Genomic DNA, 20797 nt, shown 5'->3' with positions numbered 1-20797 from the left:
ATTTTTATAGTATATGTAGGGACAAGTACCTATGTATGGGCTGTAAGTTCATTTGATGCTGGACCAGTCATATAAATCAATCGTTAATTTCCCAGCAGTATCTGCCTGAGCAAGAAAAACATTCTCCAGAGTGATCTTTCTCTGTCTCAACTGTTGAAATAGCCACTTTTCTGTGAAACCAGCCATTTCCAACCCTTGCCTATCTATTTTTCCATCATTGATTACCGGATGGATTGACATTGTTTTCCCCTGGGTTTGAAAAAAATCTTCATAAAGAAGCGGCTGCTTCTCCCTTTTTAACAGGACACTTAATTCGCCATTTGTATCAAGAGAGGCATATTCCACATCGGATACCCGGAAAATATTCTTTTTCCTCAATTGTTCAAGCAGTTCATCAATCGAAATCTTTTCCTTTTTGAGTGCTTTCTCTTTGATATTTCCATTCTCAATGAAAACAGTTGGTGACCCTTCCACAAAGCGCCTGAACCTAATACTTTTAAGAGAAATAATTGAAAAGATAAAGGGAACAGAGAACCAAAGCAGGATACTCATTAACCCTTCCATCAGCTTCAGGTCAAGGTCCATGGAAAGCGTTCCGGCAATGCTTCCCACGGTGATACCAGTAATGTATTCAAAGAAAGAAAGCTGGGAAAGCTGCTTCTTTCCAAGTAATTTGGTAATGAAAAATAAGGCGACAAGGATAAACAGGCTTCTAAGACCCACCTCTAAATATTCGGACATAAAACATCACCCTTTAGGTTTGAAAATCAATGCACCAAGAAAACCGAAGATGATTGCTGCTGAAATACCAGAGCTGGTCACTTCAAACATACCTGTCAATACCCCTACCAGGCCATGCTGCTCCGCTTCCTGCATTGCTCCCTGGACCAGTGCATTGCCAAACGAAGTGATTGGAATCGTCGCACCCGCACCGGCAAAATCAATCAGCGGTTCGTATAAACCGAATCCAGCAAGGATTGCCCCGATGACTACCAGCAAACTTAATGTGTGTGCTGGTGTCAATTTTGCTATATCAAATAGCAGCTGGCCTATAACACATATAATGCCCCCTATCAAAAATGCCCAAAAAAACATAGCCAACATCGGCTGCCCCTCCTTTCAGTCTCGTTTAAATATATTCAATTGAAACAGCATGGGCTATACATGGAATCGTCTCGCCCTGCTGAAAAGTAAGAGGAGACAACAGTGCACCTGTTGCTACCATCAATATTTTCTTATAAACACCTTTCTTCATCTGATTCAGCAGATGGCCATATAAGACCGTGGCCGAGCAGCCTGGCCCGCTTGCACCTGACTGAACCGGTTGATCTTGTCCATAAATCAGCAGTCCGCAATCCTGAAATTTACTTTCATCAAGGCTGATCCCATTTTGCTGGAGCAATTCCTGGGTCGTTTTGCGTCCGATCTTTGCCAGGTCTCCAGTAATGATTAAGTCATAATAGGAAGGATCCCTTCCCAAATCCTTAAGGTGAGCCGTGATTGTATCTGCTGCTGCAGGGGCCATCGCGCCACCCATGTTGAATGGATCCGCCAGCCCCATATCAATTACCTTGCCGATGGTTGCAGAAGTCACCTTAGGCATGGGGCCTGTTCCAGGAAGACTTTTCCCCACCACCGAGAACCCGGCTCCTGTAACCGTCCACTGCGCTGTCGGGGGCTTTTGGCCGCCATATTCCGTGGGGTAGCGGAATTGTTTTTCAACGGCAGAGTTATGGCTTGATGCACCGGTCACAATATATTCGGCTCCTCCTGAATCCACTATATAGGAAGCTAAAGCAAGTCCTTCCATGGAAGTTGAGCAGGCTCCGAATATGCCCAGATAAGGTATGGCGTTTGTACGTGCTGCAAAGGAAGAAGGCGTTATCTGGTTGATCAAATCCCCAGACAGGAAGAATTGTATCTGTTCTTCCTGCAGACCGCCTTTTTCAACGGCCAGCTTAACAGCATCTTCAATCATAAGCCGGTTTGCTTTTTCATAAGTATCCTCGCCCATCCATAGATCGTCATAAAAACGGTCGAAATCCTCTGCAAGCCTTCCTTTTTTCTCAAAAGGTCCTCCCACTACTCCTGTAGACAGGAGGGAGGGCTGATTCTGAAATTCCCATGTTTGAGTTCCCTTTAACATTAAATAACCCCCCATTTAATCAGAAGAGTCTTGATCAAAGCTATGACAAACGCAGAAAATACTCCAAAGACAATAACAGATCCCGCAAGTTTGAAGATATTTCCCCCCACTCCAAGAACAAGCCCCTCTGTTCTATGTTCTATAGCTGCGGATATAACAGCATTACCAAATCCGGTTACCGGTACAGCGCTTCCAGCACCAGCGAATTGTCCAATGTGATCATAGATGCCAAATCCGGTTAACAGCATTGAAAAGAATACCATTGTCGCCACTGTAGGGTTTCCCGCAGTCTGTTCTGTAAAATTAAAGAAATAAATATAAAAGTAAGTGACCGCCTGTCCGATCAGACAAATGAAACCGCCTACGAAGAAAGCTTTAATGCAGTTGATCAGAACCGGCCGCTTTGTTTCATGCTTTTGTTCAAGTTGTTCATACTGTTTCTGCTGCGGGGTTTTTTGTTTCTTTCCCATAACCTGCTCCTTTCTAGGTTAGCTCCTCTTTCAGCTTAATGATTTCTTGAAATCGTTTTTCGGCTTTTTTATTGGAGATGTGCTTTTTCTCTATCTGTTCCTTGAGTCTTACTGTTTCCAAAAAGATCTTATAATCACTGGAGACAATGAAGTTTTCATTCGGAAACTTTTTTTCAAGCTTCTTATTCATCTTTTTTTCAATATCCTTCATTTTAAAACGATGGGAATGCTTTACTTTGTAAGACACCAGTATTTCTTTTTTTCCTTCAATGACAGCAACGTCATAAAGTTCAGGAAGTTTAGCTATTTCCTTTTTGACAGCATGGCCGATACTGTCTGTCTCAGGGTTTTCCACCAATTCGACCGGCGGCGGGTCTGTAACTTTAATCAGCGCACTCCTGCTGTCACTCCCTTCTTCTTCATTGACAGCACAGCCAGGAAGGAAGAGCGTTATCATTAATAGACCGTGTAACCATTTTTTCATAATATCCCCTCTGTTTTTTAAATATGTCTGATCAGCAGCTTGCAGTTGATTTAATGAAGGTGCATCCTCAAAAAAAGAAAATCTGCTTTACAGAAACTTTTAATGTACTTCTATTTTCTACTGCAGTCCTGTATTTTATGAATAAAAAAAGGACTGCCCCTCAACCATAAATTCCGCGAGTTTACTGACGGCCAGTCCCTTTTTTATGATTTTACAAAAACTTACAGATTTATCGATCTTATTTTGACTTTCTTTTTTTACCGCAGCCACAGCCTTTTTTCTTTTTTGCAGATCCAGCAGGTTTTACTTTTGAAGCAGATTTCTTCATCATCATGTTCTACCTCCTTAATGATGATTATTCAGATGGCAGCGCTACCTTCTGCCTCTTATTGCAAGTCAAATAGACATACAATATATATATGCATTCCGGCTGACGCTTGTTCTCTTCATTTTATGAAATCCACTTTTGTATCACTGTCTCTATAACAGAAGCAACACCTGCAGCAGCCATTATTGTAATAAGAGGATTTGCAACTGACGGGAAGTAAATCAAAAGTCCATACAGACCTCCCGCAGTCCAAATTCCGGTACACCAGTGGCAGCTGAGCAGTTCACCGAACCACCCCCGGATCTTCCCTTCCTTTGGAACCAGGAATACTTCACTATTGCCAGCCTCATCAATTTCCTCTACTTCATCAAAAAAAGGAGCTCTTAGGAATTCGGTGATTTTGTCGTAGACAATCAAATGGGTAACTCTGAAAACTGCCAACCCCATAATTGCAAATTGAAATATAGTCAGTTCCACTTATGATGCTCCTTTTCATATAGATTATCATTGATCCGTCCAAATCGTCGTGGACAGCTGTCATATAGCCTATTTTGGCGAAAAAAGGGCTTTTATCCGTAACTTAAACTCCTTGGCTACAATATGTTATTAGTGTAGCGATAAACAATTAAAAGGAGGATTTTTCAATGGGTTGTGGAAAAAGAGATGATGTAGGTGGAGTTTCCACTGATAACTGTGTATGTGAAGTAGTTCGCGCCATTAAAGACATTCAAGATGCTGCAGTAAATGATGAGTGTTTAGATTGTACAACAAGCTGTTTCCTTGAGCCGCTTGGCGATCTGAATAGTCCTGCTATGAGACGCCGCGCTGATACTCGTGTATTCACGCTGACAAATAAAAATGGTGAATTGTTCAAAGCTCTTTTCAGACAACGTGACGGTGAATGCGATGCGAACTGTGTTTCCATTTACTTCCGTGTAGAAGAAATCTTTGATAACTGCTGTGCAACGCTTAGAGTACTAGATCCGAACCGCGATATCGTAAATGATTATGGCAAACTTGACTTCAAAAAAATCTGTCAAGTTGATGACTGGAGAAGAACAAATAACTGTATCACAGTAGACTTGAACTGCTTCTGCGCGATCCAGTGTATTGCTGACAGAGACCTTAACATCTGTGACTAATATTAATGAGCCTGCCGGAATTAATCCGGCCGGCTTTTTCTGTTTTATAACCCTATGATTTTTATGGCCCTTAAGGAGCTTCTGTTAATTTCCACTTCATCGCCCTGGAAAGACTTTATTACCAGGACTTCATCCCCGCCTTTAATCAGAATTCCCTTGTACCTGTCTTCTTCTGTCACAAATTCACAAGGAAAAGGAGCCTTGCCGTTAATATAACGGGAGAGATAGTTAATTTTTTCATCGAGTTCCATTTCCCTGAACGGCTTCAAGGGCTTGAATGAGAAAGATCTTTTTTTATTCTCTGGTTCTCTTTCTTCGAGTTCTTCAACATCTTCATTCTGTTGGTCTTCTTCTGTTTCCTGAGTGACGCTCTCTTTTACATTCTCTTCACCATATAATGATCCGAGCTCTTCTTCAAAGTAGGAGCGTTTTCTTCTTTTAGGCTTCTTTTCCGCCACAGATTCAGTGGATGGTTTTTCTACAGGTTTTGGTTTTGCATTTCTTGAAGAATAACTTTGCTGCATGTTGGCTTTTGTTTCTTTCAATGAAGGCTGCTGAATATATAATAATGGTGTTTTCCTACTGGATTTAGGGCTTTTACTCATTTATTGCACCTCCCGAGGTTCATTCCTTTTACAATGTATGCAATAAATGCCTATAGGTTTCTAAATTATTTCTCATAAATTTGGTGAGTTAAATGTGTAAATAAATAAAAAAAACGTCCAAAGGCTCTGCCTTTGAACGTCTTTAACGGTTAACCCATTATGTGATATCCAGAGTCAACGTGGATATTCTCTCCTGTGATTCCCCGGCTCATGTCGCTGAATAGGAATACAGCTGTATCTCCTACTTCTTCTTGAGTCGTATTCCTTCTTAGAGGTGCTCTTTCCTCGATTTCTTTTAGGATTGTATTGAAGTCGCCTACACCTTTTGCAGACAGGGTCCTGATTGGTCCGGCTGAGATGGAGTTGACGCGGATCCCTGATTTTCCTAGATCGCTTGCCAGATACTTAACGCTCGCTTCCAAAGAAGCTTTTGCAACACCCATGATATTGTAATTTTCAAGTACACGTTCTCCGCCAAGGTATGTCAGGGTCACAATACTGCCGCCTTCAACCATAAGGTCCTTGGCAGCTTTCGCAACGGCTGTCAGTGAATAAGAACTGATATTATGAGCCAGCAGGAAGCCGTCTCTTGTCGTGTTCATGTAGTCGCCTGCCAATTCCTCTTTTTTCGCAAAAGCGATACAGTGTGCAATACCATGAATGGTATCTGCTTCTTCTTTTATTGCATTGAAGCATTTTTCGATATCTTCATCGCTTGTTACATCACACTGATAGAAGAGATGATTATCGCTGCCTTCAAGTGTACCTGCCAGATCTTTGACGCTTTTTTCAAAGCGTTCTCCTGCATATGTAAAAATCAATCGTGCGCCCGCCTGATGAAGGCTTCTTGCAATACCCCAAGCTATGCTTCGTTTGTTTGCTACACCCATCACAACATATGTTTTTCCCTGTAATGAAAGAGTCATGTTAATCCTCCTAATAAGTTCGCTTAATTATTACATGTTATTAGTACCTGATACTAATTTTATCCCATTTACAGCAGGAAAGAAAGAGATAAGGGAAAAAAAGATATAAATCAAGCCTCCTATCCCAGTTATGTCCATTTCCGTTAACAGAAATTCTTTAAAAAGTGAGGCTTTGTTAAAGAGTGAAATTATTATGTACCTGAAGATGCGACCTGATTTCCGCTTCAGGCGTGCGACTCCAATCAATGTTTTTCAAGGCTCTTCTATTAAGATCTGTTGCTTCCCGTAAAAAATCAACCAAATTTATTGGCACTCCGGTAGACTTGGTCCTTTTCCTAAGAGATTCGACCATATTTTCTTTTATCCAAGAAAAAATTGGTCTCTTTCTTAATAGAATCAACCAGAATGTCTCAATCACTTCATGAATTTGGTCTATTCACAAGAGGATTTAACCATATTTTCATTCGTCCCTGAAAAATTTGGTCTCTTTCTGTAAAGAATCAACCAAACTTCCTTAATTACTTTAAGATTTTGGTCTATTTACCACAAGAATCAACCAAATTCTTATCCCAACTCCACGAATTTGGTCCATTGACAATATTCTCCGTAATTCTCAGCATGCCCCCACATAAAAAACCTCCTGCCCAAAGGACAGGAGGTTTTATCAGCAGTATTCACAGAATTCCAGTTCACGTTTCAGTTCGTCCACATATTCTTTTGATCCCGTAACGATCAGGCGGTCATTCATGTGAAGTTCCGTATCTCCATGAGGTACAATGGAATCTTTTCCTCTGAAGATCCGGACAAAGATCACATCGCCGGTGAAAGGAAATTCCCTTAGTGTCATGCCTTCAAATTGGATGTTCAGCATCTTGATTTCATACAGCGATGTTTCCTGGTTGGTAAAGATATTCATCACTGATGGAGATTCTATCAAGGCCTTCAGCAAGGCTTTTGTTGAAAGCATCACGGAGAATACTTCTACGTCTTGTTCCCTCAGCATCTCTTCAAGGTCAGGACTTTCGACGCGGACGATGACCCGCTCAACGCCGGCTTCTTTAGCCGCGATGGCCAGGGTGGCATTCTGTTCTTCATCCCCGGTGGAAATGACGATAATATCCGATTCAAATATATTCTTTTCCTCTATTGTCTTAAGATCAAAGCTGTCAATCTCATTTATCTCAAAGAGAGAATCAGATATATTGCGTGTCGATTTATCTTGTCTTGTATGATACAACACAGGAACATATAAAGCAGATTTCAGCTCCCTTGAAACCGGAAGGGTCATTTGGTTGGCCCCTAAGAATGCAACTTTGATTTGCTTTTCTTCCCCTGCTTCTTTTGGGAACATCTTTTTAAACACGATTGGTGTCACAAGACATGTAATGACGGCAACCAGGATTAAGGTTCCGCTCATCTGGGCTGTAATGATTTCCATGCGTTCGGCTATTTTGGCTGCCGCGATCACCAGTGAAAGCGTAGATGTCAGCAGGAATGCCGATGCGATGGTTGTCTTGTTATCGTACCATTTCCTGAGCAGGAAGACCGGCACCAGCTTCGATAACAGGAATGCAAGCATGAGGAGCGGAATCAAAATCAGCATCTTCGGATCGCTCAGAAGCGACCAGAGTTCTAGTTCTACCCCGACCATCACAAAGAAGATTGGAATCAGGAACCCATACCCAAAGGAATCCAGACGATGAACCATTTCCTGTGGAGGTGAAAGCAGAGAAACCAGAACACCTGCAAGGAATGCACCAAGGATATTTTCGGCTCCGACTGATTCGGAAACACCTACAAGCAAGATGATCAGAGTAAAGATTGCCCGTGTCCCGATTTGGACCGTTCCTGTTGAAAGTGTCTTCATTAGTGGATTGTTCTTGAATCTTCTCCCCAAGAAATACAGCAATACCCCTGCACCAAACAATAACAGCAGGAGCCACATGTTTCCATGGCCCTCTCCGTAGAGTGAAACGAATACGGCAAGCAGAATCATGGTTACCAGATCGGCAATCACCGCTACAAGCAATATAATCTGTCCGATGCCGCTTTTCATGATATGGGCTTCCTTTAACGTAGGAACCACGACTCCCAGAGATATAGTAGAGATGATAAGCGTCATTAAGAATGCATTATCAATCAACCCGGCCAGAACAAACATATAAGATAATGCCAGTGATACTACAAAGATACCCGCGAAGATAATCATGGATACTTTAAGCCTGTTCGGTTCCGGCTTTCCATTCGGGAGTATCTCTTTCTTTTTCCCTTTGCTTGAAAAGGCTGAAAAGTCAATTTCCAAACCGCTTAAAAACATTAGAAAAATAAAGCCAAGCGTTGATAATGTCTCCAGCCACACATCATACTGGACTAGATCAAAACCGCTGCGTCCAATAATCAAACCGACGATAATTTCGGCAATTACGACTGGAATAAAGTTAAGCCTCAGCCTGTGAAGCAATATGGGTGTGATAAATGCTGCAAGGATTACGATAACCAGTGATGCCACTGATGCACCATGTTCCATGGATCCTCCCCCTTTTTTCTATACTAAGTAATTCATGAATAGTGTTGCCATTCCAAAATATATCATGATACTAATGATGTCATTGATGGTTGTGATAAACGGTCCTGATGCTACCGCCGGGTCCACTTTGAGCTTGTGCATCAGAAGCGGAACGAGCGAGCCCGCCAAAGTAGCAACAATTAATGAAACCAGTATTGATACACCTACGAGAAAGCCTAAAAATAATTGTCCCTTCCATACGTATACAGTAATCATGACAACTATTCCACAGACAGTACCGGTGATCAACCCAGTTCCCGCTTCACGGACAACCAGCTTCCATTTGCTTTCTTCTTCAAGGTCGCCTGTAGCAATTCCCCGGACTGCGACTGCCAGGGCCTGCGTCCCGGTATTCCCCGCCATGCCGGCAATCAAAGGAATAAAGACAGCCAGGATGGCTACTTTATCTAGTGTTTCTTCAAACCTTCCAATCAAGCTTGCCGTGAACATGCCGAGGAAAAGCAGTGCTATCAGCCAGGGAAGCCTCTTTTTGGCGGCTGTGAATGGATTGCGGTCAACAGAATCCACATCAGAAATACCAGCAAGTTTGGAGTAGTCATCTGATGCTTCTTCGTCAATAACATCGATGATGTCATCGACAGTGATAATCCCTAAAAGATGATGTTGAAAATCAACAACCGGCAAAGCCAGGAAGTCATAATCCCTCATTTTCCTTGCGACCGCTTCTTGATCTTCCCCTACAGAAACAGATACGACACGTTCACTCATGATATCGGCAATCATTGTCTCATCATCACTGACAATCAGGTCACGCAGGGAAATGACACCTGCGAGCCGTTTTGCTTCGTCTACAACAAAGATATAGTAGATGGTTTCTGCATTAGGTGCTTCATTTTTCAATATGGTCATGGCGGAACGCACTGTCTGGTTTGCCGATATAGCAACAAACTCTGTCGTCATGATACTTCCGGCTGTATATTCTTCATAATGAAGAAGCTCTTTAATTTCCTGAGCTGACTCATCGTCCATGATCGTCAGGTAGCTTGCAACCTGATCTTTATCAAGCTCATTCAAAACATCGACAGCATCATCTGCATACATACTGGAAAGCATGTCCGCCGCATAGGACGGATTCATTTCAGCAAGAATGTCCTGGTACTCGGTTTCATCCTTATCAAGGCTTTCGAATAACTCTGCCATTTCTTCTGGAGATAGATATTGGTACATCTTTAATCGAAGAGCATCATCTATCTTCTCGAAATATTTTGCTCTGTCATATGAGTGAAGTGCAATGAACTCTTCACGGAACTTTTCCATTTCTTCATTTTGAAGGGCAGAGGTCAAGTAATCTTCATCCAATTGGATTTCTCGTTTTTCTTGATTTTCTGCAGACATTGGCTTACCCTCCTTGCTAATGTTTTAGATTTCTTATTAATGTCCTGCTGCTGCATATATCATGAATTTAACAGTATACTTTCTTCTTCAGAATAAAAAAAGCAAAGTGCTGTTTAAATTTTTTATATAAGAGAATTATTACTAACAGGAAAGTTGTTTTGTCCGCTTCCTGTATTATTTTATCAGGATAACGAAGCAGTCCTCATAATACTAGCAAATCTTTAAATAATTGTCGCCTTATAAATTTTTATAGACGGCGAATTTTTTTATAGGGTTTGATGCGTATAGAAGAAAGGAGACCATAATGAAGCTAGATATAATAGGAGATATTCATGGCTGTTTCAATGAATTTAAAGAGCTGACAATGAAACTTGGATACCAGTGGGATTCCGGCATGCCCGTTCATCCGAATGGGCGGCTTCTTGGATTTGTGGGGGATTTGACTGACCGTGGTCCCGATTCCCTGAAAGTGATTGAAACAGTCTGGAGACTTTTCAAGAAAAAATTGGGTTATTATGTGCCGGGCAATCATTGCAACAAGCTCTATCGTTACTTTCTGGGCAATAATGTAAAGATTCTTCACGGTTTGGAGACAACCGTCGAGGAATTGGGCAGCCTGCCAGAAGACAAAATAGAAAAATACAAGAAAATGTTCATTGAGTTATATGAAAACTCTCCGCTTTACCAGCAGCTTGATAACGGGAGGTTAATCATCGCCCATGCAGGAATCAAAGAGGAATTCATCGGTAAGCAAAACAAAAGAGTAAAAACTTTTGTGCTGTATGGGGACATCACCGGAGAGACCAATGAAGACGGGACACCCGTCAGAAGAGATTGGGCTTTTAATTATAAAGGAGAGCCTTACATCGTGTATGGCCATACCCCTTTCACAGAAGTCAGGAATATCAACCGGACCTATAACATTGATACAGGTGCAGTCTTTGGAGGGAAACTATCCTCTCTCTCATATCCTGAAATGACGGTAGAAAGCGTGAAATCCAGCATGCCTTACGTGGCTGAAAAATTCAGGGATGTCAATCCCGGAAGACAAGAGTAAATCTCCCTCCCAGGATGAAAGGAACTTTAAAATTACTTATAAAAAAATCAGCCGGTTTTATAACCGGCTGATTTTTTTATAACAATTCCTTCATGTCATCAGGCAGCGGAACATTAAATTGAAGATCTTCAGCCGTTAGGGGATGTGAAAATGTAAGAGAATGACAATGAAGCGCCTGCCTCATAATCTTCTCTCGTCTTCCTCCATATAAGCTGTCACCAAGCAGAGGATGTCCGGAATGGGACATATGCACCCGGATTTGATGCGTTCTGCCTGTTTCCAGGATAAGCCTGAGATGGGCAAATCCATCGAGTTGTTGGACCAACCGGAAATGTGTCACGGCGGGTTTCCCATCCTCTCTTACTTCCCGCTCAATGATGGAAGTTTCCTTCCTTCCGATTGGTTCATTTATCGTCCCTTCTTTTGAAGGAACAACCCCTTCTGCAAAAGCTTCATATGACCTTTTGATTTCCCTCTTTTTCTGCTGAAGGCTCATCAAGTGATGGATATGCCTGTGTTTTGCAATCAATACAAGGCCTGATGTATCCCTGTCCAGCCTTGTGACTATATGAATGGCCGAATCAATTTGATTTCTTTTATAATAGCCAAGGATTCCATTCGCAAGGCTCCCCTCAGGATGCTCCCGAGAAGGGATGGTACTCATATAGGGAGGTTTATTGACAACCAGTACATCTTTATCTTCATAAATGATGTCAAGCTCCACATCTTCCGGCTTTAACGATGGACTCTTAGGCTCCGGTGGAAAGATTACTGTTAAACAATCCCCTCTTTCCACCTTGTACCGCACTGTAACCTCTCTGTCATTTACAGATATCTTTCCTCCTGCAAATTTGATATCGGTCAACATCCGTTTAGAGATCTTTTGCAGATTCAGGAATGTTTTAATATCCATTCCTGAATCTTCCTCTGAGATGACCCATTCCATACGATATTTAATCATATTACCTGTTTCTCAGTCGTCTGCGATAAAGGAGTCCCTGACCCTTTTCCAGAATGGAAACGGCCTGAACCTCGCAAATCGGATTTTTTCGTCCGCCACCCGGTATTGGATTGACTTCACATCTTTGTGCAGCAGTGTAAGGTGATCGATTGTTATCATGAAGTCCGGTACATTCACGGGCTTCAGCATACAAGTATGGTGAGCGGGCAGAATCAGCGGCGAACCTATCGTCCTGAAAACACGATTATTGATAGATGCCATTTCTGCCAGCTGAATAGCTGGAATTGAAGGGTGCAGGATGGCGCCGTTCAAGGCTTTGTTATAGGCCGTACTGCCTGATGGGGTGGACAGGCATAATCCGTCGCCCCTGAACCGTTCAAAATGCTGCCCCCTGATTTCTACATCCATCACCAGAGTGCCTTCCACACTTTTGACAGTCGATTCATTCAACCCAAGGTACCTTGTTTCCTTTCCGCCATTTTGATAGCGGATGATCGTTTCAAGAAGAGGATATTCAATGATCTGATAAGGAGTCTTCGCGATGGCAATGACCAGTTTTTCAATTTCTTCAGGCACCCAGTCTGCGTAGAAACCTAGATGACCCGTATGTACACCGACAAAAGCCGTTTTATCCAACCTTGAACTATAGCGGTGAAAAGCATATAACAGCGTACCATCCCCGCCGACGGAAATAACAATATCCGGCTCTTCTTCATCATATATCAGTTCAAAGTCCTGCAGGTATGTCCGCATCTTGTGCATCAGTGTATTCGACTTTGAATCTCCTTTGGAAGTGATTGCAAATTTCATAACAGCTACACCCTTTTTTAGTTTCTATTTCCCTATCCTTCAGGGCCAAAACTCATTGTCCTTTAGACTCCCGCCTTTTCTCTTCCTGATCTTTCTTATTTGAAAAGAATCTCTGGGCTTCCTGGATCTCTTCCCTGATCAGGGACATTTCCTCATCCAGCCTGAATGCCGCTTCTGCTGCCCTCAAAAGCCTTCTCCTGATTTCTTCCGGGAATTGACCGCGGTATTTATAGTTAAGAGAATGCTCAATCGTCGCCCAAAAATTCATGGACAGCGTCCTGATCTGTATCTCGGCCAGAATGATTTTTTCTTCATGGACGGTCTGTACAGGATATTCGATGACTACATGATAGGAACGATACCCGCTCGGCTTCTTATGTGAAATATAGTCCCGCTCCTCAATAATCCGGAAGTCATTCCTTGCCCTTAACAAATTGACGACAGCATGAATATCCTCCACAAATTGGCACATCAACCGAACGCCTGCAATATCCTGCATTTCTGTACCTATTCTATCTAACGGGATTCCCTTTTGGTTCGCTTTATCTAAAATACTGGCAATAGGCTTGACCCTTCCTGTAACAAACTCAATGGGAGAATGCGTCCGCTCCAGTTCATAAAGTCCCCTCATCCCTTTGAGCTTGATTTTCAGCTCTTCTACTGCCTGTTTGTATGGTCCCAGAAACTGATCCCAATGATTCATACGTTCACCTCTTAATAAAACACTCTTCATTCAGCAGCCGGCGGTTTGCAGTCTATGCTTTTTCCAAAAAGACCGCTTCAACTTTTTTAACCATCTCATCGCCGTAGTTGCTGTTGCCCTCAATGTTTTCAATCAGGAAGTCCAGCTCCTGGTGAAGACCTTCGAGTTCAAATTCTGATTCTCCAAGATCCGCAACCACCGGCACCTTTTGTTCAAATGCTTCTTTCAAGGCAGTCCAGCACTCTTCTTGTATATGTATCAGTACATAGTCTTCTTGGGATTCTGCAAAATAAACAAATGAAAAATTATCGGAATCGACAAGCACCTGCCCTGCAGGTTTCAGATTGGGTTGATCCACATTTTCACTGCTATGTAAAACTAGTTTGTTCTCAAGGAGTTCAGCCTTTGTTAAGTGTATTTTTTTTCTCATAAGATGTTTGGTTCCCCTTTCAATGCTTTATGCCTACTATTTTAACACATGTAGCAGGCAATCTTCTAAAGATTGAAGTAAGTATTGCATAAAGAGAAAATGAAACTATTATGATAAACTTTTTAGTAACGGATTTTTTATATAGAAAGGACGAGCCTTATGCCTAAAGAAATTGAAATAGAATTTAAAAATATGCTGACACAAGAGGAATTCCAGCAAATCAAAAGCCATTTATCTTTAAAAGAGAATGACTTTGCACTTCAAAAAAATCACTATTTCGATACTCCCTATAATGAATTGCAAAAGCAGCAATGTGCTTTGAGAATCAGGGAAAAGAACGGGCACTTCGAACTGACATTGAAACAGCCTGCAGAGGAAGGATTACTTGAAACCAATCAGTCTGTTAATGAAGTGGAAACGTCAAAAATGATTGAACAGGGAATGATTCCATCAGGAGAAGTGGCAGAAGCACTTAAGTCACTGGAGATCCAGCCAGAGAAACTTGTTCATTTCGGAACTTTATCTACCAGCAGGGCAGAAACAGTGTTTAAGGATGGATTGATGGTACTGGATTACAGTTTCTATATAAACAATGAGGATTATGAGTTAGAATATGAAGTAAAAGATAGGGAGTCAGGAGAAAAAATCTTCTTCGATTTCCTCGCCTCTATGAACATTCCAATTCGCCCTGCCGATAATAAAATAAAGAGATTCTTAAAAGCTGCGAAATCAAACTGACAGTTTTTAAAAAGGAGATACACAAGAAATGAACGTGCAAGTGTTGAAAACGATGATTGAACTGCAAACGCTTCAAGGATTCAACTCAAATTCTGCCCAGCAAGGGTCAACCACCGGAAGCTCATCTGTGTTCCAGCAATTACTGAATGAAACTCTAGCCACTCAAATGAATGAGCAGAAATTCCAATCGAAACTAGGTTCCGTCAGCCAGATGATCCCTTTTTTAACTACAGGAAATTATTTGATGAGTAAAAGTGCAGCCTCTTACGCAGCGAATGCAACACCAGTACCAGCAGTTGAGGTTTCAGACAGCTCCATTGATCAAATCATCAGCCGGGCAGCCGAGAAATACAGCCTTCCAAAAAAGTTGATCTCTGCCGTCATCAGCCAGGAGTCAAGTTTCAACCCTAATGCAGTAAGCCATGCGGGTGCTTCCGGATTGATGCAGCTCATGCCTTCAACCGCGCGGAGCCTGGGCGTAACCGATGTGTTTAATCCTGAGCAAAATGTGTTTGCTGGCACCAAGTACCTTAAACAAATGATGGATAAGTATGAAGGCAACCTTGAATTGGCACTCGCTGCTTATAATGCAGGCCCCGGCAATGTAGATAAATTCAATGGGGTTCCTCCTTTTAAGGAGACCATGCAGTATGTACAAAAAGTTTCCAATAGATATTTTGCTTAACCATTCAGCTTCATACACCGGACCACCAGCCGCCCACAAGGAAGTGGGCGGTTTTTTTACTTTCTAAGATGTTGCTGGACTGGAATGTCATGCCGGAATTAGCAGATACTAATCCAAAGCAGTACAGATGAAGGCTATTTGTTTGAGATATTTTTCGGCGATTGCTAAAATAAAACAAACAATCAATGCAAAAAGGAGTCTACTTATGGAGAAACATAAGACGCCATATGAAACAATTGGCGAAGAAAAGCTCTCAATGCTTGTAGATGCTTTTTATGCAAGAGTGGGGAAACACCCTGATTTAATACCCATCTTTCCAAGTGATTTGTCTGAAACCGCAAGAAAGCAGAAACAGTTTCTCACACAATACTTAGGCGGGCCCCCTTTATATACAGAAGAACATGGCCATCCCATGATGAGAGCCAGACATTTAAATTTTGAAATCACACCAACCAGAGCAAAAGCTTGGCTGGCTTGTATGAGTGAAGCCATGGATGAGGTCGGTCTTGAAGGACATTTTCGCGAAGAATTTTTTGCCAGACTTGTACTGACAGCACGACATATGGTTAACTCACCCGACCCGGCATTTGGTGAAGAAAGTTGAGCAGCATGATTAACAACAAAAACCTTCAAAGATGCGGACCTGACAAAAAACCATTAGAAATATATATGTTTATCGATCCCTTGTGTCCAGAATGCTGGGCGCTTGAACCGATCCTCAAGAAGCTCCAGATTCAATATGGACAATATTTCAGAATTAAGAATGTCTTAAGCGGAAAATTGACCTCTTTGAATTTGACGAATAAAAAGAAACAAGAAAACATTGCCAGTCAGTGGGAAAAAACCGCAAGCCGGTCGGGCATGTCCTGTGATGGAAACCTTTGGTTTGAAAACCCAATTGATTCCCCTTACTTGGCTTCCATAGCCATCAAGGCAGCAGAATTACAAGGAAGGCATGCCGGCATACGCTTTTTCAGAAAACTGCAGGAAACTCTCTTCCTGGGAAAACAAAATGTCTCAAATCTCGAAGTGCTGACTGATATTGCTCATCACAGTAAGCTGGACATACAGGAGTTTAAAAACGATATCCATTCTGAATCTGCTTCCAAGGCGTTTCAATGTGACTTGAAAATTACTGCGGAAATGGATGTGGATGAAATTCCTACCCTTGTCTTCTTTAATGAAAATATCGAAGATGAAGGCATTAAAGTCACAGGAATGTATCCGTTTGAGGTATATGTGCAAATCTTGGAAGAAATGCTTTCAAACAGACCAGAACCCCAGCCTCTGCCGCCTCTGGAGAATTTTCTGGAGTATTATCAACTGGTAGCCACAAAGGAAATCTCTGTCGTATATGATATGAGCATGAATCAGGTGGAGAAGAACATGAAAAAGTGGATGCTTCAAAAGAAAGTCGAAAAGATCCCAGCCAAACACGGGACGTTTTGGAGATACTTATCTTCTTAAAAAATATATTAAAATAAGAATATAAAGAGAAAACCCGTTGTCCGAAGACAACGGGTTTTCTTATACAAACAAAGGGGATGGGAGAAATTTTTCACGGTCAAACAAAGGGGTATATGTTTGTTGTGATCAACTTCTTGTACATAATATAGCACGATGCGACTTGTATGTGCAAGTTGTTTGTTTATTATTTCACAATATTGTCATATTGTTTTTTGCTTTTTCAGTTGGAATAGCATGTATACCCAATGATCCTTCTCATATAATTTTAATGAAGCTTCTCTAGGAGGGTAATATCGAATGAAACCACAATTGAAGTTGACCCTGTTGATTCTTTTTATTGTATTGTCGTTTGTCATAAATATTTTTGGTCTCATGCATCTCTATCCGATTTATTTAACATCTCCGCTTTTGTTTCTGTCACTTCTATTGATGCTGCATAATCTAAACAACCGCAAGAGATTTAAAGGGTTTAGATAGTGCTTTAAGACATGTTTTCTTCCTTTTTGATGGCTGGATGTCCTTGAGACTCTCTCTCAAGGCACTTTTCCTTTCTCTTTGCTGACTGGATGTCCTTGAGACTCTCTCTCAAGGCACTTTTCCTTTCTCTTTGCTGACTGGATGCTCTTGAGACTCTCTTCCAAGACACTTTTCCTTCCTCTTTGATGGCTGGATGCTCTTGAGACTCTCTTTCAAGACACTTTTCCTTCCTCTTTTCTGACTGGATGCTCTTGAGACTCTCTTTCAAGACACTTTTCCTTCCTCTTTGATGGCTGGATGTCCTTGAGAAAAAAAGTAAAAAGAAGGGCCATGCTGAGCATGGCCCTCCTTTAATCAGATATTAAGAAAGCATTTTTTCCATCTCGTCCAGGCTTTCTTCAAATACCTTCATTGCTTCTTCAATCGGCTGGGAGACCGTCATGTCCACTCCAGCTTTCTTCAACACTTCAATAGGATAATCAGAGCTTCCTGATTTAAGGAACTCGATATACCTTTCGACTGCAGGCTGGCCTTCTTCAAGGATCTGCTTGCTTAAGGCTGTTGCTGCACTAAAGCCTGTTGCATATTGATAAACATAGTAATTGTAATAGAAATGAGGGATACGAGCCCATTCCAGTCCAATTTCCTCATCAATCGTGATGTCTTCTTCCCCAAAGTACTTCTTGTTCAGTTCATAGTACTCTTTAGTCAGCATTTCTGCCGTCAATGCTTCGCCTTCTTGTGCCTTTTTATGAATGATATGCTCAAACTCGGCAAACATCGTCTGACGGAACACCGTGCCCCTGAAACCTTCGAGATAATGATTCAACAGATAAAGACGTTTTTTCTCATCATCAATCGTGTTAAGCAGATAATTGTTTAACAATGCTTCATTACATGTGGAAGCTACCTCTGCCACGAAGATCGAATAATTTCCATAAGGATACGGCTGGAATTTTCTTGTGTAATAGCTGTGTACACTGTGGCCGAATTCATGAGCCAGTGTAAAAAGGTTGTTGACATTATCCTGCCAGTTCATCAGGATATATGGGTTTGTTCCATAGGTACCCGATGAATACGCTCCACTTCTTTTCCCTTTATTTTCAACCACGTCCACCCAGCGGTTTTCAAACCCTTCCTTCAGAAGATTGATGTACTCATCTCCAAGCGGCGTCAAGCCATCAAGAATCATTTTCTTCGCTTCATCGTAAGGGATCTCCATCTTCACTTCTTTTACAAGAGGAGTATAAAGATCATACATGTGAAGTTTATCCAGTCCCAGTACTTTCTTGCGGAGTTTGACATACCTGTGAAGAAGATGCAGATTATCATTTACCGTTTTTACCAAGTTCTCATATACTGTTTCTGGAATGTTGTTAGCAGAAAGAGCTGCATGGCGAGCGGAATCATAGTTTCTTACTTGAGCACTGAAGTTATCTTTTTTAACAGTGCCGCTCAGCGTACTTGAGAAAGTATTTTGAAACTTTCCGTAAGTTTTATAGACTGCCTTGAATGCTTCCTCCCGGACACGCTGGTCATCACTTTCGAGGAAACGGATATAACGGCCGTGGGTGATTTCTACCTCTTCCCCATTTTCATCTTTAATACTCGGAAATTCCATATCGGCATTATTCAGCATGCCAAATGTATTGGCAGATGCTCCAAGCACTTCAGACGCCTGGGCAAGAAGGGCTTCTTGTTCGGCTGTTAAAACGTGAGGGCGCTGTAAATTGATTTCCTCTAGAGCGTGCTTATACAGTTGAAGGTCCTTGTTTTCTTCAAGGAAGCTGTTTAACTTGTTCTCATCAATCGCCAGTAATTCAGGAACAAGATAAGCAAATGCACTGGACAATTGAGTGTAAAGGCTCTTTGCCCTGTCATCAAGCCCTTGGTAATAAGAATTGGTTGTATCCTGGTCATATCTCATATGGGAATAGGTGTAAAGCCTTCCCATTCTTTCAGAAACTTCATCTTGGAATTTCAAGGCCTTATAAAGGTGATCCGAACTCTCAGACAGCGTACCTTGATATTTACCCGCTTCTTTGATTAGTTCTTGTACCTCTTTATACTCCTTTTCCCATGAATCATCACTTGCAAAAATATCTTCAAGTCTCCAAGTCAATTCTTCCTTAATATCTTTACGATTCGGAAGACTCTTTACTGCTGTTTCATTTGCCATATGTATCCTCCATTCTTTCGCATATCGAAATTAAACCTTCCCTCTTACATTCTCTATCAAAAAAGAAAATCCTGCAAGAGATGGGGTATTTCGTAAAGTAATCCAGGTTCTTGCTGCAAACATCTCCCTCAAGGTTATTTAATATGAGCATGCAAAAGCAAATATTCATCACCTCTTACTTTTTTTATTATGTCTCTTTTTTCTAAAACCAATAAATATTCTTCAATTGCCTGCAGTCTCAGATCCTCTTTAATAAGAGGCATGTTTCGGTATCGGATAAATCCTTTTTCTACTCTCATATCCATGTTTTTTTTGATTTCCTCCAGAATTACAGTAGAACCCTCTTCCTTTTTTTTGAATACATCACCCCAAATGTAATACTGCCATTCAATTGGATGATTTTTAAAAAGCAGCATATGCTCTGTTGCCAATCCAATGAAATCAGGAAGCTTCTGTATATGGTCACGATTAAGATAAAGGGATGTTAAGAATGGATCGTTGACACCTCGGTTATATTTTTGTTTATTTATGATCCATGTCTTTTTCGACTCTAAGAAACGCTGGGCTTGATTGCTGTTGAACTCTTTTAAAGGAAGCAGAAAAGGGAACGGAATGGAAGCAAGCGGAAGGGATTGGATAGTTGAAGTAAATATTGTCGTTGATAACGGCGAAAGATTAAAGTATAAATTCATTTTTTGGCTGAGACCATCAAAAAAAGCAAACCAATAACCTGCATGAGGGCTGAACCTGATGAAATTTTGCTGAAAGTTTGATAAAACAATGGTTCCGGGACCTTTTGTCTTAACCTTCTCCCCTGATATCCATACAGGTTCGATTCCGGCATTTTGATAACCAGCGGTCCTTTCCGCAAAAGCAGTGCTGCTAATGGGTGAACATTGATACTCCAGAGCAAAATTCCTATTGTTTAATTGAATATAAATGTCTGGTCTTTGTTGTATTTCAGTGAGATAATGTTCTAAGGTAACCTGAGGGATAAAAGAAGAAAAGTGTTGGAAAAGATGCAATTTACCTTTCATATGTTGAAATGTTTCAGGTTCATGGCTGACATTGCACATAGTGCCTGATTTATGGGCAAAATGGGGCATTTTAATTTCTCCAGCTTTGATGATAAGTGGTCCACGGCATTCGGGGCAAAAGAAGTCTTGGCCTCTTAATGAAAGGATTTCATTTAAAGTCAGACGGGGAAGCAAGATCATTTCTCGATATTTATTGATTGCAGTCAGCATGTTTCACCTCCTGTTATTAC

General features: G+C 41.4%; 24 protein-coding genes. 7 read left to right on the top strand and 17 right to left on the bottom strand.

Going from position 1 to position 20797, the window contains the following annotated elements:
* Positions 1 to 48: 48 nt before the first annotated feature.
* From ACOJQI_RS06510 to ACOJQI_RS06485, 6 genes are all read right to left on the bottom strand, one after another.
* Positions 49 to 741 carry a DUF421 domain-containing protein gene (locus ACOJQI_RS06510; protein ID WP_421384232.1) on the bottom strand — a complete coding sequence of 231 codons (693 nt, stop codon included), beginning with the start codon at positions 739 to 741 and terminating at the stop codon, positions 49 to 51.
* Between the two features lie 6 nt (positions 742 to 747).
* Positions 748 to 1104, bottom strand: a complete 357-nt coding sequence (gene spoVAE / locus ACOJQI_RS06505; protein ID WP_421384230.1) for a stage V sporulation protein AE — start codon at positions 1102 to 1104, stop codon at positions 748 to 750.
* A gap of 25 nt (positions 1105 to 1129) precedes the next feature.
* The gene (spoVAD, locus tag ACOJQI_RS06500) at positions 1130 to 2146 is read right to left on the bottom strand and encodes a stage V sporulation protein AD (protein WP_421384229.1); all 1017 of its coding nucleotides are present in this window, start codon (positions 2144 to 2146) and stop codon (positions 1130 to 1132) included.
* Positions 2146 to 2616, bottom strand: a complete 471-nt coding sequence (spoVAC, locus tag ACOJQI_RS06495; RefSeq protein ID WP_421384227.1) for a stage V sporulation protein AC — start codon at positions 2614 to 2616, stop codon at positions 2146 to 2148. Before spoVAC ends, spoVAD begins: the two co-directional genes overlap by 1 nt.
* Positions 2617 to 2629: 13 nt before the next feature.
* Entirely contained in the window at positions 2630 to 3100 is a 471-nt protein-coding gene (locus tag ACOJQI_RS06490; protein ID WP_421384225.1) for a sporulation protein, read from the bottom strand.
* A 451-nt stretch (positions 3101 to 3551) separates the two neighbouring features.
* On the bottom strand, positions 3552 to 3905 hold the full coding sequence (locus tag ACOJQI_RS06485; protein WP_421384224.1) for a DUF1360 domain-containing protein: 354 nt from the start codon (positions 3903 to 3905) through the stop codon (positions 3552 to 3554).
* A gap of 167 nt (positions 3906 to 4072) precedes the next feature.
* Between ACOJQI_RS06485 and ACOJQI_RS06480 the strand changes: the two genes are divergently transcribed.
* Positions 4073 to 4570 carry a CotY/CotZ family spore coat protein gene (locus ACOJQI_RS06480; protein ID WP_421384223.1) on the top strand — a complete coding sequence of 166 codons (498 nt, stop codon included), beginning with the start codon at positions 4073 to 4075 and terminating at the stop codon, positions 4568 to 4570.
* Between the two features lie 44 nt (positions 4571 to 4614).
* On the opposite strand, the gene ACOJQI_RS06475 is transcribed toward ACOJQI_RS06480, so the two are convergent.
* The 4 genes from ACOJQI_RS06475 to mgtE all read right to left on the bottom strand — a co-directional run bounded on the left by ACOJQI_RS06475 (position 4615) and on the right by mgtE (position 10023).
* Entirely contained in the window at positions 4615 to 5175 is a 561-nt protein-coding gene (locus ACOJQI_RS06475) for a CotO family spore coat protein (RefSeq protein ID WP_421384222.1), read from the bottom strand.
* A gap of 149 nt (positions 5176 to 5324) precedes the next feature.
* Entirely contained in the window at positions 5325 to 6101 is a 777-nt protein-coding gene (fabI, locus tag ACOJQI_RS06470; protein ID WP_421384221.1) for an enoyl-ACP reductase FabI, read from the bottom strand.
* A 664-nt stretch (positions 6102 to 6765) separates the two neighbouring features.
* Positions 6766 to 8628, bottom strand: coding sequence for a monovalent cation:proton antiporter family protein (locus tag ACOJQI_RS06465; protein WP_421384219.1), 1863 nt, complete (start codon positions 8626 to 8628; stop codon positions 6766 to 6768).
* 18 nt (positions 8629 to 8646) lie between these two features.
* Entirely contained in the window at positions 8647 to 10023 is a 1377-nt protein-coding gene (gene mgtE / locus ACOJQI_RS06460) for a magnesium transporter (RefSeq protein WP_421384218.1), read from the bottom strand.
* Positions 10024 to 10327: 304 nt separating this feature from the next.
* Between mgtE and prpE the strand changes: the two genes are divergently transcribed.
* Complete coding sequence (prpE, locus tag ACOJQI_RS06455; protein ID WP_421384217.1) at positions 10328 to 11080, top strand: bis(5'-nucleosyl)-tetraphosphatase PrpE; 753 nt, start codon at positions 10328 to 10330, stop codon at positions 11078 to 11080.
* A 76-nt stretch (positions 11081 to 11156) separates the two neighbouring features.
* Here the strand turns inward: prpE and ACOJQI_RS06450 are convergent, their stop codons facing one another.
* The 4 genes from ACOJQI_RS06450 to ACOJQI_RS06435 are packed head-to-tail and all read right to left on the bottom strand — an operon-like array spanning position 11157 to position 13984.
* Positions 11157 to 12041 (bottom strand): RluA family pseudouridine synthase, encoded by an 885-nt coding sequence (locus ACOJQI_RS06450; protein WP_421384215.1) that lies wholly within the window; start codon positions 12039 to 12041, stop codon positions 11157 to 11159.
* 12 nt (positions 12042 to 12053) lie between these two features.
* A complete protein-coding gene (locus ACOJQI_RS06445; protein ID WP_421384213.1) occupies positions 12054 to 12851 on the bottom strand; it encodes an NAD kinase in 798 nt (265 codons plus the stop codon).
* 52 nt (positions 12852 to 12903) lie between these two features.
* The gene (locus tag ACOJQI_RS06440; protein ID WP_421384212.1) at positions 12904 to 13554 is read right to left on the bottom strand and encodes a GTP pyrophosphokinase; all 651 of its coding nucleotides are present in this window, start codon (positions 13552 to 13554) and stop codon (positions 12904 to 12906) included.
* A 52-nt stretch (positions 13555 to 13606) separates the two neighbouring features.
* Positions 13607 to 13984 carry a hypothetical protein gene (locus ACOJQI_RS06435; protein ID WP_421384210.1) on the bottom strand — a complete coding sequence of 126 codons (378 nt, stop codon included), beginning with the start codon at positions 13982 to 13984 and terminating at the stop codon, positions 13607 to 13609.
* Positions 13985 to 14143: 159 nt separating this feature from the next.
* Here ACOJQI_RS06435 and ACOJQI_RS06430 point away from each other — a divergent pair, with 159 nt between their 5' ends.
* The 5 genes from ACOJQI_RS06430 (at position 14144) to ACOJQI_RS06410 (ending at position 17351) form a co-directional block, all read left to right on the top strand.
* The gene (locus ACOJQI_RS06430) at positions 14144 to 14722 is read left to right on the top strand and encodes a CYTH domain-containing protein (protein ID WP_421384209.1); all 579 of its coding nucleotides are present in this window, start codon (positions 14144 to 14146) and stop codon (positions 14720 to 14722) included.
* Between the two features lie 28 nt (positions 14723 to 14750).
* Positions 14751 to 15407 (top strand): lytic transglycosylase domain-containing protein, encoded by a 657-nt coding sequence (locus ACOJQI_RS06425; RefSeq protein ID WP_421384208.1) that lies wholly within the window; start codon positions 14751 to 14753, stop codon positions 15405 to 15407.
* Positions 15408 to 15612: 205 nt separating this feature from the next.
* Positions 15613 to 16011 (top strand): globin, encoded by a 399-nt coding sequence (locus ACOJQI_RS06420; RefSeq protein WP_421384206.1) that lies wholly within the window; start codon positions 15613 to 15615, stop codon positions 16009 to 16011.
* A 5-nt stretch (positions 16012 to 16016) separates the two neighbouring features.
* Positions 16017 to 16874, top strand: coding sequence for a ClpXP adapter SpxH family protein (locus ACOJQI_RS06415; RefSeq protein ID WP_421385408.1), 858 nt, complete (start codon positions 16017 to 16019; stop codon positions 16872 to 16874).
* 297 nt (positions 16875 to 17171) lie between these two features.
* Complete coding sequence (locus tag ACOJQI_RS06410; RefSeq protein WP_421384204.1) at positions 17172 to 17351, top strand: hypothetical protein; 180 nt, start codon at positions 17172 to 17174, stop codon at positions 17349 to 17351.
* A gap of 4 nt (positions 17352 to 17355) precedes the next feature.
* On the opposite strand, the gene ACOJQI_RS06405 is transcribed toward ACOJQI_RS06410, so the two are convergent.
* From ACOJQI_RS06405 to ACOJQI_RS06395, 3 genes are all read right to left on the bottom strand, one after another.
* Positions 17356 to 17619, bottom strand: a complete 264-nt coding sequence (locus tag ACOJQI_RS06405; protein WP_421384203.1) for a hypothetical protein — start codon at positions 17617 to 17619, stop codon at positions 17356 to 17358.
* Positions 17620 to 17712: 93 nt separating this feature from the next.
* A complete protein-coding gene (gene pepF / locus ACOJQI_RS06400; RefSeq protein WP_421384202.1) occupies positions 17713 to 19530 on the bottom strand; it encodes an oligoendopeptidase F in 1818 nt (605 codons plus the stop codon).
* Positions 19531 to 19664: 134 nt separating this feature from the next.
* On the bottom strand, positions 19665 to 20777 hold the full coding sequence (locus tag ACOJQI_RS06395; protein ID WP_421384201.1) for a competence protein CoiA: 1113 nt from the start codon (positions 20775 to 20777) through the stop codon (positions 19665 to 19667).
* Positions 20778 to 20797: the final 20 nt, after the last annotated feature.

The organism is Bacillus salacetis (genome assembly GCF_049177075.1).
Lineage (GTDB): Bacteria > Bacillota > Bacilli > Bacillales > Bacillaceae_B > Rossellomorea > Rossellomorea salacetis_A.
This window is presented reverse-complemented; position numbering and strand designations above follow the sequence as displayed.

Bases quoted from the DNA above. Each gene is read 5' to 3' on its own strand.
- ACOJQI_RS06510 (WP_421384232.1), bottom strand. From the start codon at position 741: ATGTCCGAATATTTAGAGGTGGGTCTTAGAAGCCTGTTTATCCTTGTC.
- spoVAE (WP_421384230.1), bottom strand. From the start codon at position 1,104: ATGTTGGCTATGTTTTTTTGGGCATTTTTGATAGGGGGCATTATATGT.
- spoVAD (WP_421384229.1), bottom strand. From the start codon at position 2,146: ATGTTAAAGGGAACTCAAACATGGGAATTTCAGAATCAGCCCTCCCTC.
- spoVAC (WP_421384227.1), bottom strand. From the start codon at position 2,616: ATGGGAAAGAAACAAAAAACCCCGCAGCAGAAACAGTATGAACAACTT.
- ACOJQI_RS06490 (WP_421384225.1), bottom strand. From the start codon at position 3,100: ATGAAAAAATGGTTACACGGTCTATTAATGATAACGCTCTTCCTTCCT.
- ACOJQI_RS06480 (WP_421384223.1), top strand. From the start codon at position 4,073: ATGGGTTGTGGAAAAAGAGATGATGTAGGTGGAGTTTCCACTGATAAC.
- ACOJQI_RS06475 (WP_421384222.1), bottom strand. From the start codon at position 5,175: ATGAGTAAAAGCCCTAAATCCAGTAGGAAAACACCATTATTATATATT.
- fabI (WP_421384221.1), bottom strand. From the start codon at position 6,101: ATGACTCTTTCATTACAGGGAAAAACATATGTTGTGATGGGTGTAGCA.
- ACOJQI_RS06465 (WP_421384219.1), bottom strand. From the start codon at position 8,628: ATGGAACATGGTGCATCAGTGGCATCACTGGTTATCGTAATCCTTGCA.
- mgtE (WP_421384218.1), bottom strand. From the start codon at position 10,023: ATGTCTGCAGAAAATCAAGAAAAACGAGAAATCCAATTGGATGAAGAT.
- prpE (WP_421384217.1), top strand. From the start codon at position 10,328: ATGAAGCTAGATATAATAGGAGATATTCATGGCTGTTTCAATGAATTT.
- ACOJQI_RS06450 (WP_421384215.1), bottom strand. From the start codon at position 12,041: ATGATTAAATATCGTATGGAATGGGTCATCTCAGAGGAAGATTCAGGA.
- ACOJQI_RS06445 (WP_421384213.1), bottom strand. From the start codon at position 12,851: ATGAAATTTGCAATCACTTCCAAAGGAGATTCAAAGTCGAATACACTG.
- ACOJQI_RS06440 (WP_421384212.1), bottom strand. From the start codon at position 13,554: ATGAATCATTGGGATCAGTTTCTGGGACCATACAAACAGGCAGTAGAA.
- ACOJQI_RS06435 (WP_421384210.1), bottom strand. From the start codon at position 13,984: ATGAGAAAAAAAATACACTTAACAAAGGCTGAACTCCTTGAGAACAAA.
- ACOJQI_RS06430 (WP_421384209.1), top strand. From the start codon at position 14,144: ATGCCTAAAGAAATTGAAATAGAATTTAAAAATATGCTGACACAAGAG.
- ACOJQI_RS06425 (WP_421384208.1), top strand. From the start codon at position 14,751: ATGAACGTGCAAGTGTTGAAAACGATGATTGAACTGCAAACGCTTCAA.
- ACOJQI_RS06420 (WP_421384206.1), top strand. From the start codon at position 15,613: ATGGAGAAACATAAGACGCCATATGAAACAATTGGCGAAGAAAAGCTC.
- ACOJQI_RS06415 (WP_421385408.1), top strand. From the start codon at position 16,017: ATGATTAACAACAAAAACCTTCAAAGATGCGGACCTGACAAAAAACCA.
- ACOJQI_RS06410 (WP_421384204.1), top strand. From the start codon at position 17,172: ATGAAACCACAATTGAAGTTGACCCTGTTGATTCTTTTTATTGTATTG.
- pepF (WP_421384202.1), bottom strand. From the start codon at position 19,530: ATGGCAAATGAAACAGCAGTAAAGAGTCTTCCGAATCGTAAAGATATT.
- ACOJQI_RS06395 (WP_421384201.1), bottom strand. From the start codon at position 20,777: ATGCTGACTGCAATCAATAAATATCGAGAAATGATCTTGCTTCCCCGT.